The sequence below is a fragment of the Streptomyces sp. NPDC030245 genome (assembly GCF_055572995.1).
Genome location: NZ_JBVICF010000001.1, coordinates 383,934 through 396,076, shown reverse-complemented (window position 1 = coordinate 396,076; position 12,143 = coordinate 383,934). Strand labels below are relative to the sequence as shown.

General features: G+C 72.7%; 12 protein-coding genes. 8 read left to right on the top strand and 4 right to left on the bottom strand.

Annotated elements, in window-relative coordinates; translation table 11 throughout:
• Window positions 1-62: 62 nt before the first annotated feature.
• The gene (gene dusB, locus ACZ4Z4_RS01730) at window positions 63-1,202 is read left to right on the top strand and encodes a tRNA dihydrouridine synthase DusB (RefSeq protein WP_468320746.1); all 1,140 of its coding nucleotides are present in this window, start codon (window positions 63-65) and stop codon (window positions 1,200-1,202) included.
• 18 nt (window positions 1,203-1,220) lie between these two features.
• Here the strand turns inward: dusB and ACZ4Z4_RS01725 are convergent, their stop codons facing one another.
• Both ACZ4Z4_RS01725 and ACZ4Z4_RS01720 read right to left on the bottom strand, forming a co-directional pair.
• Window positions 1,221-2,570, bottom strand: coding sequence for a cytochrome P450 (locus tag ACZ4Z4_RS01725; protein ID WP_468320744.1), 1,350 nt, complete (start codon window positions 2,568-2,570; stop codon window positions 1,221-1,223).
• A complete protein-coding gene (locus ACZ4Z4_RS01720) occupies window positions 2,554-3,861 on the bottom strand; it encodes a glutamine synthetase family protein (protein WP_468322054.1) in 1,308 nt (435 codons plus the stop codon). The genes ACZ4Z4_RS01725 and ACZ4Z4_RS01720 overlap by 17 nt, the downstream gene beginning before the upstream one ends.
• A 306-nt stretch (window positions 3,862-4,167) precedes the next feature.
• Between ACZ4Z4_RS01720 and ACZ4Z4_RS01715 the strand changes: the two genes are divergently transcribed.
• Entirely contained in the window at window positions 4,168-4,959 is a 792-nt protein-coding gene (locus tag ACZ4Z4_RS01715) for an acetoacetate decarboxylase family protein (RefSeq protein WP_468320742.1), read from the top strand.
• Between the two features lie 63 nt (window positions 4,960-5,022).
• Window positions 5,023-5,607 (top strand): MarR family winged helix-turn-helix transcriptional regulator, encoded by a 585-nt coding sequence (locus tag ACZ4Z4_RS01710; protein ID WP_468320740.1) that lies wholly within the window; start codon window positions 5,023-5,025, stop codon window positions 5,605-5,607.
• Window positions 5,608-5,795: 188 nt separating this feature from the next.
• Here ACZ4Z4_RS01710 and ACZ4Z4_RS01705 read toward each other — a convergent pair whose 3' ends face one another.
• On the bottom strand, window positions 5,796-6,536 hold the full coding sequence (locus tag ACZ4Z4_RS01705; protein WP_468320737.1) for a gamma-glutamyl-gamma-aminobutyrate hydrolase family protein: 741 nt from the start codon (window positions 6,534-6,536) through the stop codon (window positions 5,796-5,798).
• 138 nt (window positions 6,537-6,674) lie between these two features.
• Here ACZ4Z4_RS01705 and ACZ4Z4_RS01700 point away from each other — a divergent pair, with 138 nt between their 5' ends.
• Genes ACZ4Z4_RS01700 through ACZ4Z4_RS01680 form a run of 5 tightly spaced genes read left to right on the top strand, consistent with a single transcriptional unit; the run spans window position 6,675 to window position 11,402 of the window.
• Window positions 6,675-8,177, top strand: coding sequence for an aldehyde dehydrogenase (locus ACZ4Z4_RS01700; protein WP_468320734.1), 1,503 nt, complete (start codon window positions 6,675-6,677; stop codon window positions 8,175-8,177).
• A complete protein-coding gene (locus ACZ4Z4_RS01695) occupies window positions 8,170-9,099 on the top strand; it encodes a 3,4-dihydroxyphenylacetate 2,3-dioxygenase (RefSeq protein WP_468320730.1) in 930 nt (309 codons plus the stop codon). Before ACZ4Z4_RS01700 ends, ACZ4Z4_RS01695 begins: the two co-directional genes overlap by 8 nt.
• Entirely contained in the window at window positions 9,096-9,953 is an 858-nt protein-coding gene (locus ACZ4Z4_RS01690) for a fumarylacetoacetate hydrolase family protein (RefSeq protein WP_468320728.1), read from the top strand. The genes ACZ4Z4_RS01695 and ACZ4Z4_RS01690 overlap by 4 nt, the downstream gene beginning before the upstream one ends.
• Window positions 9,954-9,989: 36 nt before the next feature.
• Entirely contained in the window at window positions 9,990-10,187 is a 198-nt protein-coding gene (locus tag ACZ4Z4_RS01685) for a ferredoxin (protein ID WP_468320725.1), read from the top strand.
• A 3-nt stretch (window positions 10,188-10,190) separates the two neighbouring features.
• Window positions 10,191-11,402 (top strand): NAD(P)/FAD-dependent oxidoreductase, encoded by a 1,212-nt coding sequence (locus tag ACZ4Z4_RS01680; protein WP_468320722.1) that lies wholly within the window; start codon window positions 10,191-10,193, stop codon window positions 11,400-11,402.
• Between the two features lie 37 nt (window positions 11,403-11,439).
• Here ACZ4Z4_RS01680 and ACZ4Z4_RS01675 read toward each other — a convergent pair whose 3' ends face one another.
• The gene (locus ACZ4Z4_RS01675; RefSeq protein ID WP_468320719.1) at window positions 11,440-12,012 is read right to left on the bottom strand and encodes a phosphatase PAP2 family protein; all 573 of its coding nucleotides are present in this window, start codon (window positions 12,010-12,012) and stop codon (window positions 11,440-11,442) included.
• Between the last annotated feature and the right edge of the window lie 131 nt (window positions 12,013-12,143).

The following is a 12,143-nucleotide window of genomic DNA, read 5'->3' as shown; positions in this document are numbered from 1 at the left end:
GCAAGGCCGCCCGAAGAGTGAGGGACAATAGAGGGTCCCGTCGTCCGTCCCGGAGATCATCGATGCCGTCCCAGCCGCAGCCCCTGTCGATCGGCCCGCACACCGTGCAGCCGCCCGTCGTGCTCGCCCCCATGGCGGGCATCACGAACGCGCCGTTCCGGACGCTGTGCCGGGAGTTCAGCGGCGGCAAGGGTCTCTTCGTCAGCGAGATGATCACCACGCGCGCCCTGGTCGAGCGCAACGAGAAGACCATGCAGCTGATCCACTTCGACGCGACGGAGAAGCCGCGCTCGATCCAGCTGTACGGCGTCGACCCCGCGACCGTCGGCAAGGCCGTCCGCATGATCGCGGAGGAGGACCTCGCCGACCACATCGACCTGAACTTCGGCTGTCCCGTCCCCAAGGTCACCCGCAAGGGCGGCGGCTCCGCGCTCCCGTACAAGCGCCCGCTGCTCCGCGCCATCCTCCGCGAGGCCGTCAGCGGCGCCGGTGACCTGCCCGTCACCATGAAGATGCGCAAGGGCATCGACGACGACCACATCACCTTCCTGGACGCGGGCCGCATCGCGGTCGAGGAGGGCGTCACGGCGATCGCCCTGCACGGCCGCACCGCCGCCCAGCACTACGGCGGGACCGCCGACTGGGACGCCATCGCCCGCCTGAAGGAGCACGTGCCGGAGATCCCGGTGCTGGGCAACGGCGACATCTGGTCCGCGGCGGACGCGGTCCGCATGATGGACGAGACCGGCTGCGACGGCGTCGTCGTCGGCCGCGGCTGCCTGGGCCGCCCCTGGCTCTTCGGCGACCTGGTCGCCGCCTTCGAGGGCACCGGCGCGCCCAAGGCCCCCGACCTGCGCGAGGTCTCGAAGGTCATGCTGCGGCACGCGACGCTGCTCGGTGAGTGGATCGGGGACGAGGCGCGCGGCGTCATCGACTTCCGCAAGCACGTGGCCTGGTATCTGAAGGGCTTCGCCGTCGGGTCGGAGATGCGCAAGCGGCTCGCCATCACGTCGTCGCTCGCCGAACTGGAGGACGGGCTCGGCGAGTTGGACCTGGACCAGCCCTGGCCCGTCGGCGCCGACGGGCCCCGTGGGCGTACCTCCGGAAACAACCGCGTGGTGCTGCCCGACGGCTGGCTGAAGGACCCGTACGACTGCGCGGGCATCAGCGAGGACGCGGAGCTGGACACGTCGGGCGGCTGAACCGCCCCCGTACGCCCACTACGTGAGCGTCACCGTCACGGGCAGCTCCTTGATCCCGTTGACGAAGTTGGACCGCACGCGCCGCACCTCCCCGGCGACCCGGATGTCCGCCAGCCGCGGCAGCAGCTCCTCGAACATGACCCGCATCTCCAGGCGGGCTAGGGAGTTGCCGAGGCAGAAGTGCGGGCTGCCCTTGCCGAAGGTGACGTGGTCGTTGTTCTCGCGGGTGACGTCGAAGCGGTACGGATCGGGGAAGACGTCCTCGTCCCGGTTGCCGGAGGCGAACCACAGCACGACCTTGTCGCCCGCCCTGATCCGCTTGCCGCCGAGCTCGACGTCGCGGGTCGCCGTCCGCCGGAAGTGGTAGACGGGCGAGGCCCAGCGCAGGCACTCCTCGACGGCGTTCGGTATGAGCGAGGGATCGCGGACGAGCCGGTCCCGCTCCGCCGGGTGCTCGATGAGGGCGAGCATGGAGTGCGAGATGGCGTGCCGGGTGGTCTCGTTGCCGGCGACGACGAGCAGCAGGAAGTAGTTGTCGAAGTCGGTGGAGGAGAGCGGCACGCCGTCCCGGGGCGAGCTGTTCACCAGGGCGCTCACGAGGTCGTCCCCGCTCCCGCCCCGTCGCCGGGTGGCCAACTCCCTTCCGTACGCGAAGACTTCGAGAGCCGCGGGCGACCGGAACGGCAGGTTGCGGTACCGCTCGCTCTCCTCGCTCTCCAGCAGCACGTCCGCGTAGTCGGGGTCGGTGTTGCCGATGATGCGGTTGCCCCAGTCGATGAGCCGCTGCGTGTCCTCCGCGGGGACGTCGAGCATGCGCGCGAGCACGTTGATGGGGAAGTCGGCGGACACCTCCCGCACGAAGTCGAACGTCCCCTTGGGCAGGGCGGCGTCGAGCGTGCGCGCCGTGAGCCCGCGCAGGAACGTCTCGTACGTCGCGACGGCCCGCGGCGTGAACCGTTTCTGCAAAATGAGTCGCATGGCCCGGTGCCGCAGCCCGTCGGTCTCCAGGAGGGAACGGCGCAGGGCGATGTAGTCCTCGTCCACCTCCTCCAGGTTGGTGAACCGCTCGGAGGTGAAGGTCTCGGGGTCACGGTCGACCCGCACGATGTCGGCGTGCCGGGTGACCGCCCAGAAACCGGAGTTGGGCGGGGGTTCGGGCTGCCAGTGGACGGGGTCCTCGCGGCGCAGCACGTCGAACATCCGCCAGGGCAGCTCCCGGTCGGTGAACCGGTCGTTGTCGGAGAGGTCGACGTCGGCGAGGGTCAGGGGCTCGCCGCCCCGAGCCCGCTCGCTCCGCTCAACCCGCTCGGCCTGCTTCGCCTGTTCGACCCGCTCAGTCTGCTCGGCCCGCTCAGATGAGAAACGCATACTCGCCGAACTCCCAGTCCGTGACCGCCAGTTGATAGCGCTCCACCTCATTGCGCTTGTACGTCAGGAAGGCCCGCACGAACCCTTCGCCCAGCAGCCCGGTGAGCGCCTCATCCGCTTCCAGGGCGTCGAGGGCGGCGGGGAGGGTCGCGGGCAGCCGGGCCGCCGAGGACTCGTCGTATCCGTAACCCTCCAGCGGCGCGGGCGGTTCGGGCTTGTCGCGCAGCCCGAGCAGGACGGCGGCGACGGTGCCCGCGACCAGGAGGTACGGGTTGGCGGACGCGTCGCCGAGGCGCAGCTCCAGCCTGGTCCCGGCGCCGCGCTCGGGCGGTATGCGGACCATGGCGCTGCGGTTGTCGAGACCCCAGTCGATCAGCCAGGGCGCGAGGGTGTCGGGCCCGAAGCGCTTGTAGGAGTTGACGGTCGGATTCAGCAGGGCGGTGAGTGCGGGCGCGTGCCGCAGGACGCCGCCGACGGCGTGCCGGGCGGTGGCGGAGAGGCCGCGACCGTCCCGCGGATCGTCGAAGACGTTCCGCCCGTCGGCGTCGACCAGGGACAGATGCGCGTGGAACCCGGACCCGCCGAGCCCGTTGAAGGGCTTGGCCATGAAGGTCGCGAGCCGCCCCTCGTGGCGGGCGGCCTCCTTGACGGCGGCCTTGAAGAAGAAGGCGCGGTCGGCGGCGTCCAAGGCCCCCGAGTGGTCGAGGTTGATCTCGAACTGCCCGCCGTCGAACTCGTGGTTCCCCGCGATGACGCCGATGCCGAGCTCGCGCAACAGCCGGAGTGTGCGCAGCAGATGTCCGTCGGGGTCGCCGCGCCGCCCGGCGCTGTACACGTTGCCCGTGGCGCCGCCGTAGGGCACCCAGCCCGACGCGGCGGCGGGGGAGGCGTCGCACAGGAAGTACTCCAACTCGGGTCCTACGACGACCGATACGCCGTCGTCCCCCACGTACTGCCCCGCCCGGTCGAGGACCCGGCGCAGCAGGGCGCGGGGCGACTCGGCGGCGGGTGCTCCCGTGAGCGGATCGAGACTGTCGCCCAGGCACCAGGCGACCCCGGGCTCCCACGGCAGCGGCTTGAGCGTGCGCAGATCCGGTTGTACGCAGATGTCGGGGAGCCCCGCGTCGAGTCCCCCCGCGACGGGGACGACGTCGCCCCTGGGGCTGGTGTGGTAGACGGCGCGGCAGAAGGTGAGCCCGTGCTCGCAGGCGCCCGGCAGCTGTCCGACGAGGACGTCGCGACCGCGGTCCGCCCCGAGGAGGTCGGGGTAGACGACGCGGACGATGTCGATGCCGGCGGCGCGGAGGGCCTCGACGGTTTCGGTGACGTGGGTGCCGGTGTCCTGGACGTGGGTGGCGGTGTCCTGGGTTTCCCGGGTGGCCCCGCCCTGGAATGGTGCGCTCGCTTCACTCACCCGTGGCCCAGCCTTTCTGGGGTGCGATGCGCGGAGGGTTGTTTGACCTCAAACGATAGAAAGGGATGGGGCGTCGCCGCAAGAGGGCGGGTGCCGGTCGGCCGCCCGCTCCACGCCCCGGTGACAGGGCGCCACATCCAGGCGTACCGTACGGGACCAAACGAGTCGCGGAAGGGGCTGGCCATGGCCGGACTCAGGGGATTCCTGCCGCCCAAGAGCGCCACCGGCAGGGCCGCCGTCGTGCCCCCACCCCCCTGGCACTACTCCGGCGACCTCCTCACGGTCGAGTACCGCACCGACCCGGCCCGCGTCCGCGAACTCCTCCCCGCCCCCCTCGACCCCGCCCCGGACGACCCCGGCGCGGTCGCCGTCATCTGGGCCGACTGGCAGTCCTGTGGTGCCGGCGGGGCCGAACTCCTCGACCCCGTCCGCGCCCAGTACAAGGAGTGCTTCGCGGTCGTCCGCTGCGCCTACCGCGGCCGTACGTACTCCCGCTGTGTCTACATCTGGGTCGACAAGGACTTCGCCATCGCCCGCGGCAACCACCAGGGCTACCCGAAGAAGCTCGGATCCATCCACCTCACCCGCCCCCACCCCTACGGTCCCGCCCCCCGCATCGAACCCGGCGCGGTCTTCGGCGCCACTCTCGCCGCCGCCGACCACCGCCTCGCCCAGGCGGTGGTCACCCTGCGCGCCCCCTCGCCCACCAACGGCTTCGTCAACGCCCACCCCATGGCCCACCACCGCCAACTCCCCTCCATCGACGGCAAGGGCCTCGCCCTGGACGAGCTGATCGAGTCGGGCGCCGCGGCGTTCGAGGGCGGCCAGGCCTGGGCGGGCGAGGCCGAGCTCGACCTCTTCGAGGCGCCCACGGAGGAGCTGGCGGCGCTCACCGTCGAGGAGCCGATCGGCGCGTACTACCGTCAGGTGGGCGTCACTTGGAACGGGGGGACGCTGCTGGAGCGAGAGCTCTAGACGTCGGCTCGGCCGACCAGCACGTGAGCACGCGAGTACACGAACCACGCGAGGAGACACCGAGTGACGGGCCACCGCACCATCCGTGAGACCGAGAAGGCGGTCCGGGCCAAGCTCGGCGACACGGGCACCCCCGTCCAGTACGCCCAGATGGGCGCCGTCTCGAACATCTACCGTGCGGCGGCGGCCGTACGGCAGCACTTCGAGAACTCCGTGCTCCGCGGCGCCGAACTGACGTGGACCTCCTTCGTGGTCCTCTACGTCGTCTGGATCTGGGGCGAGACGGAGACGCGGTACGTCGCCGAGGAGGCCGGCATCTCCAAGGGCACGCTCACGGGGGTGGCCCGCACGCTCATGGGGCGGGGCCTCGTCGAGCGCCGCGGGCACCCCGACGACGGGCGGCTCGTCCTGCTCCGCCTCACGGATGAGGGTGAGCGCCTGATGGGGGAGGTCTTTCCCGCCTTCAACGCGGAGGAGGCCTTCGTGACGGAGGGGCTGTCGGACGGGGAGTGCGAGATGTTGGCGGATCTGTTGCGGAGGATTGTCGTACGGACGGAGGAGGAGGGGGACGAGCGGCGGCAGCGGCTCTTGGGTGGGGCGGCGCCGGTGCCTCGCCGTAGTGGCCGCAGGCCCCGACGGCCCGAGTAGCCCCCGCGCCGCTCGCGCCCGGAGCCTGTGCCCTGCGGGCCGCTTGGTGTGTGTTCGCTGCGGGTGGGTGGGGGTTTCTCGCGCAGTTCCCCGCGCCCCTGGGGGCTGGGGGTCCGCTCCTTGTGTGTTTGGTGCGGGGTTGTGGGGGCTTGTCGCGTAGTTCCCCGCGCCCCTGTCGGGGTGCTGAGTTACCCGGGGTGGGGTGTCGCGGCCTTGTGGATCAAGGTGTCGAACAGGGCCTGTTGGGTTGCGTCCGACTCTGCCGTGTCTTCCGGGTGCCACTGCACCGCCGTGAACCAGCCGCGCGCGCCCGCGAGGTCCAGTGCCTCGATCGTGCCGTCGGTCGCCCATGCCGTGGGGGTCAAGCCCCGGCCGAGGCGGGCCACGCACTGGTGGTGGTAACAGGAGACCACCACCTCGCCGGGGCCCTCTCCGCCCGCTCCCATCGCCCGCGCCACCGTGGAACCGGACGCCACCCGCACCGGGTGCACCACATGGCGGTGGTCGGTGGCCGGGCCGCCCATGTCCTGGTGCAACGTGCCGCCTAGGGCGACGTTCACCGCCTGCATCCCGCGGCACACCGCCAGCGTGGGCAGGCCTGCGGCCAGCGCGCGGGCGGCCAGGGCGAGGTCGAAGTCGTCCTGCGCGTCGTCGACGTCGTACACGGCACTGTGCACGTCCGCCCCCGGCCCCACCCCGTACCGCCGGGGCGCGATGTCCCCGCCGCCCGGCAGCAGCAGTCCCGCGCAGCGCGACAGGCGTTCGGCGGTCTCGTCCGGTGGGCCGGGGAGGAGCATGAACGGCTCGCCGCCCGCGCGGAACACGGCCTCGGCGAGGGCGCGGGCGGTGACGACGGCGGCGTAGCGGAGGGCGGAGGTCGTCGCGGCGTACCGCTGGGGGAGGGCGATCAGGGGCCGACGGGACGGCATCGAGGCCTCCGGGGGTCGGTCCGGGCAAGTCTTTGTTTGGCTCCAAACGGTAAGTCAACGGCCGTTCGGCGGCGAGGGGTTGACCGGTGTCCGCACCCGATCGTACGTTGTTTGGGTTCAAACGAACTGGAGGCAGTGATGGCTCAGGCTCCTCCCGCCGCGACGGTCGAGGGCGTCCCCGTCGACACCCGCCACTGGATCGACGGCACCCGCGTGGCCGCCGCCGCGCCCACCGCAGCCACCCCCACCTTCACCGACCACTCGCCCCTGGACGGCACCCCGCTCGCCCACATCGCACGTGGCGGCCCCGGCGAGGCGCGTGCCGCCGTGGTCGCCGCCCGTACCGCGTTCCCCGGGTGGGCGGCGACGCCGCCCGCCGAGCGGGCCCGGCTGCTGCACGCCGTCGCCGACGGCGTCGAAGCGCGCGCCGAGGAGCTCGCGGCGGTCGAGACCGCCGACAACGGCGCGCTGCTGCGCTCGCACCGCCACGGCGTCATGCCGCGCGTCGCGCACAACTTCCGCTACTTCGCCGACCGGCTCCTCGCCCTCGGTCACGAGGACTTCGAGACCAGGGGCCACACGAACCACGTCAGCTGGGACCCGGCAGGACCCGCCGTGCTCATCACGCCGTGGAACGCCCCGCTGCTGCTGGCCAGTTGGAAGGTGGCCCCGGCGCTCGCGGCGGGCTCCACCGTCGTGCTCAAACCCGCCGAGTGGACCCCCCTCACCGCCTCCCTCCTCGCCGACATCACGCACGAGGCGGGGCTGCCGCCGGGCGTCTTCAACCTCGTGCAGGGGTACGGCGACGAGGCCGGGGCGCCCCTCACCGCCGACCCCGACGTGCGCCGCGTCAGTTTCACCGGCTCCGTGCCGACCGCCCGCCGCGTCGCCGGGGCCGCCGCCGCGCACCTCGTGCCGTGCAGCTTCGAGCTGGGCGGCAAGTCGCCGCTGCTCGTCCTCGCCGACGCCGACCTGGAGCTGGCCGCCGACCTCGCCGTGGAGCAGTACGACAACGCCGGGCAGGTCTGTCTCGCCGCCACCCGCATCCTCGTCGAGGAGCCCGTGCGCGACGCCTTCCTCGGGCACTTCCTCGACCGGGTGGCGAAGCTGACCCAGGGGGACCCGCGCGACGAAGCCACCGACGTCGGGCCCAACATCCACCCCCGGCACGTGGAGCGCGTCGACGGGTTCGTCCGCCGTGCCGTCGCAGCGGGCGCGAAGGCCGTCACCGGCGGCGGCCGCAACACCGCGCTCGGCGGGAATTATTACCTCCCCACCCTCCTCACCGACGTCGCCCAGGACTCCGAGATTGTCCAGGAGGAGGTCTTCGGGCCGGTCCTCACCCTCCAGACGTTTCCCGAAGGCGACGACGACGAGGCCGTGCGCCTCGCCAACGGCACCCGCTTCGGCCTCGCCGCCACCCTCGCCGCCGGCGACCGCGACCGCGCGGCACGCATCAGCGCGCGGCTCGTGGCGGGCACGGTCTGGGTCAACTGCTTCTTCGTACGCGACCTCTCCGCGCCCTTCGGCGGTTCGCGCGACTCCGGCATCGGGCGTGAGGGCGGCGACTGGTCCTTCGACTTCTACTGCGACCTGAAGAACACCGTGACCGCGCCGACGGGATGGGCGCGCCATGGGTGAGGCGAGGGGCGAGATCGTCGGGGCGGGGCTCCTCGCCCACGTACCGACCATCGTGCTGCCCGAACAGACCCGCAAGGAGCTCAACGAGGGCCGGGAGATCAGCCTCGTCCCCGGCCTGCGCGCCCTGCGCACCGACGTCTTCGAGACGCTCGACTACGACACCGTCGTCGTCCTCGACTCGCACTGGGCGACCACCGTCGAGTTCGTGGTCTCCGCGCATCCCCGCCGCGCCGGTCTCTTCACCTCCGAAGAGCTGCCGCGCGGCATGTGCCGCATGCCGTACGACTACCCGGGCGACCCCGAACTCGCCCACTCCGTCGCACGGTTCGCGGACAGGCACGGCACCTGGATCACCCCGATCGACGACCCCTTCCTGCCCGTGTACTACGCCACGATCAACCTGTGGACGTACCTGGGCCACGGCCTCCCCGAGAAGAAGTGGGTCTCGATCGGGGTCTGCCAGACCGGTGACGCCGAGGACCACCTGCGGCTCGGCCGCGCGCTCGCCGACGGCATCGGCGCGCTGCCGGGACGCAAGGTCCTGCTCATCGCATCCGGCGCCCTCTCGCACACGTTCTGGCCGCTGCGCGAACTGCGCGCCCACGAGGCGAGCGACCCCTCCCACATCCGTACGCCCGAGGCGCGCGCCGCCGACCGGCAGCGCATCGAATGGTTCGAGCGCGGCGACCACGCGCAAGTCCTGCGCACGATGCCGGAGTTCCTGACCCACCGGCCCGAAGCACGGTTCGGGCACTACCTCATGATGATCGGCGCCCTCGGCGAGGAGCGCTGCACCGCCCCCGGGCGCCCCTACAGCGCGTACGAGAACTCCGTCGGGACCGGGCAGATCCACCTCTGGTTCGACCGCCCGGCCGACGGCTGGACCGGTGCAGGTACCGATGCGAGGGAGGGCGTCGCATGAGCGCGAGCACCACCGAGTACCGCCGCGTCCTCCTCGACGGAGCCGCCGTCCAGGCCATGCGCGACGGCGACGAGCTCGTGGCCCCGGACGGCCGCCGCGTCAAGGCCGCCGAGGCGCACCACCTCCCTCCCGTGCGGCCCTCCAAAGTGATCGCCGTGCACCTCAACCACCGAAGCCGCGTCGCGGAGTTCGGGGCCGTGCTGCCGCCCGCGCCGACCTATTTCCACAAGCCCGTCTCCGCCCTCAACGCCCACGGCGGCGCGGTCGTGCGCCCCGACGGCTGCCAGTACCTGAACTACGAGGGCGAGATCGGCATCGTCATCGGCCGCACCTGCCGCAACATCGCTCCCGGAGAAGCCGGTTCGTACATCGCGGGCTACACCGTCGCCGACGACTTCGGCCTGCACGACTTCCGCGACACCGACGCCGGGTCGATGCTCCGCGTCAAGGGCTCCGACACGCTCTGCCCGCTCGGGCCCGGCCTGGTCACCGGCTGGGACTTCCGCGGCAAGTACCTGCGGACGTACGTCAACGGCGTGCTCGCGCAGGACGGTTCGACGGACGAGATGGCGTGGGACATGCACTACCTCGTCGCCGACATCGCCCGCACGATCACCCTGGAGCCGGGCGACGTACTGCTCTCCGGAACGCCCGCGGGCTCCCGCCCCGTCCGCCCCGGGGACGTCGTCGAGGTCGAGGCCGAGGGCCTCGGCCGGCTCACCAACCACATCGTCACCGGGCCGACCGCGGTCCGCACCGACGTCGGCGCCCAGCCCACCGCGTCCGAGGAGGTCCTCTCCACGGCGCTCGGCGGCGACTGGGAGTTCCGCGGCATCCGCCCGCCGCGCCGCTGAAGACAAGTGAAAGACCTTTGCAGCAAGGGAGTTGGGATGGGCCGAGTCATCGTCACCGTCGACCTGGACGTCTGCCAGGACCACGGGCAGTGCGTGTTCGCCGCGCCGGACATCTTCCGGCTCGACGGCGAAGGTCACCTCGCGTACGTCGACGCGCCCGACGACTCGCTGCGCGCCGACGCCGAGGACGCCGCCGACGTCTGCCCGCTCCAGGCCATCCGGGTCGAGGGCTGACCCGTGGCGGCAGCGGCAGCGGTGGGCATCGCCGTCGTGGGCGCCTCGCTGGGCGGGCTGCGCGCGGCGGAGCAGCTGCGGGCCGCGGGCTGGCGTGGAGCGATCACGGTGTTCGGCGACGAACCCCATCCCCCGTACAACAGGACGCCGTTGTCCAAGGCGGTCCTCGCGGGCGAGGTGCCCGCCGGTACCACCCGATTGCGCCGCCGCCCCAGCGTCGAGGACGTCGCATGGCGTCTGGGCGTGGCGGTCGCGTCCGCCGATCCGGCCGCGCGCACACTCACGCTGGCCGACGGTTCGGCGTACGCGTACGAGGGTCTCGTGGCCGCGACGGGGGTGCGGCCACGACGACTCCCGCTCACCGGGGGCCCGCCCCGGCACGTCCTGCGCACCCTGGAGGACTCGGCGGCGCTCCGCGCCCGGCTGGGCCGGGGCGTCCGGGTGCTGGTGATCGGCTCCGGTTTCATCGGCTGCGAGGTCGCGGCGACGGCGCGTACGGCGGGCTGCGACGTGACGGTCGTCGCACCGGAGGCCGAGCCGATGCTCCTCGCGGTCGGCGAGGAGCTGGGCCGGGCGCTGCGCCGCCGCCACGAGGCGCGCGGCGTCCGCTTCCTCACCGGCCGCCTGGCCACGGAACTCACGCCCGGGTCCGCCGTCCTTGACGACGGCACCGAGGTCCCCGCCGACCTCGTCGTCGAGGCGGTCGGCTCCCTGCCCAACACCGAATGGCTGACCGCGGCCGCCGGACTCGACCTCACCGACGGCGTCCTCTGCGACGCCCACCTGCGCATCGCGGGACTCCCGCACGCGGTGGCCGTCGGCGACGTCGCCCGCTTCCCGAACCCCCGCTACGGCCCCGTGCCGCGCCGCGTCGAACACTGGTCGGTCCCCGGCGACACCGCCCGCCACGCGGCCCGCACCCTGGTCGCGGGCCTGACCGGCACCGACAGGCCCGACCCCGGCCCCTTCGCCCCGCTGCCGTCCTTCTGGAGCGACCAGTTCACGCTGCGCCTCCAGTCCTTCGGCCAGCCCTCCCTCGCCGACGCCTGCCGCCTCCTGGAAGGCGACCCGACCGCACCCGGGGGCGACCTGCTCTACGGCTACTACCAGGGCGAGCGCCTGATCGGCGTAGCCGCACTCGGCGGCCCCGCGGCCGCCGCCGCGGCCTCCCGCCACCGGCCCCAGCTGCTCACACTCCCCGAACCGGCGCTCTGACCCGACGCCGCGCCCGCAGGCGGTGCGGCTCCGCTCCTCAGCGCAACCCCGGCGGCAGCCACCCCAACCAGTGGCGCAGGAGCAGGCGGGGGACGCCGCGGGTGAGCCAGGCGGCGGTCAGGCCGATGGCGGCGCCCGCGGCGACGTCGCTCGGATAGTGGGCGCCGGACTGCACGCGCTCGACGGCGACCATGGCGGCCGGCACTGCGCACAGCCCGCCGGCCAGCGGCCAGCTCGGGGTGCAGGCCGCGGTGAAAGCCACGGCGGCGGCGGTGTGACCGGAGGGGAAGGACGAGGACTCGGGGCGGTCCTCGACATCGTCGTGGGGGATCCACTCCTTGGGCGGCCTGGGTCTGTCGACGAACTGCTTGCAGACGCCGTTGGAGAGGAGCTGTCCCACCGCCATGGAGGCGAGGCCCGCCACGGCGGCCGTACGGCCCCGCCGGCCGCCCGCGCACGCCATCACCACGGCCGCGCCCCACCACAGCTTGGTGCTCTCCGCCACCTCCTCCACCGCCGACAGCGCCCGGTGGAGGCCGGGCGGGGCACCGGCGGCGATCCGCTTGGTCAGCTGACGGTCTGCCTGATGTGTCTTCGCAAGCAACCCCATGACCAGGGAGTATCCCGTCGATCATCACTCATGCCCGGGATTCCGCCGCGCGTCGGCGTCGCGCCCGGGGAGAAACGGAACGGGAAAGGGGCGGCACCCCCGCACAGGGTGCCGCCCCTCCATCGCGAACC

Bases quoted from the DNA above. Each gene is read 5' to 3' on its own strand.
- ACZ4Z4_RS01715 (WP_468320742.1), top strand. From the start codon at position 4,168: ATGGCCGGACTCAGGGGATTCCTGCCGCCCAAGAGCGCCACCGGCAGG.
- dusB (WP_468320746.1), top strand. From the start codon at position 63: ATGCCGTCCCAGCCGCAGCCCCTGTCGATCGGCCCGCACACCGTGCAG.
- ACZ4Z4_RS01690 (WP_468320728.1), top strand. From the start codon at position 9,096: ATGAGCGCGAGCACCACCGAGTACCGCCGCGTCCTCCTCGACGGAGCC.
- ACZ4Z4_RS01675 (WP_468320719.1), bottom strand. From the start codon at position 12,012: ATGGGGTTGCTTGCGAAGACACATCAGGCAGACCGTCAGCTGACCAAG.
- ACZ4Z4_RS01685 (WP_468320725.1), top strand. From the start codon at position 9,990: ATGGGCCGAGTCATCGTCACCGTCGACCTGGACGTCTGCCAGGACCAC.
- ACZ4Z4_RS01700 (WP_468320734.1), top strand. From the start codon at position 6,675: ATGGCTCAGGCTCCTCCCGCCGCGACGGTCGAGGGCGTCCCCGTCGAC.
- ACZ4Z4_RS01705 (WP_468320737.1), bottom strand. From the start codon at position 6,536: ATGCCGTCCCGTCGGCCCCTGATCGCCCTCCCCCAGCGGTACGCCGCG.
- ACZ4Z4_RS01695 (WP_468320730.1), top strand. From the start codon at position 8,170: ATGGGTGAGGCGAGGGGCGAGATCGTCGGGGCGGGGCTCCTCGCCCAC.
- ACZ4Z4_RS01725 (WP_468320744.1), bottom strand. From the start codon at position 2,570: ATGCGTTTCTCATCTGAGCGGGCCGAGCAGACTGAGCGGGTCGAACAG.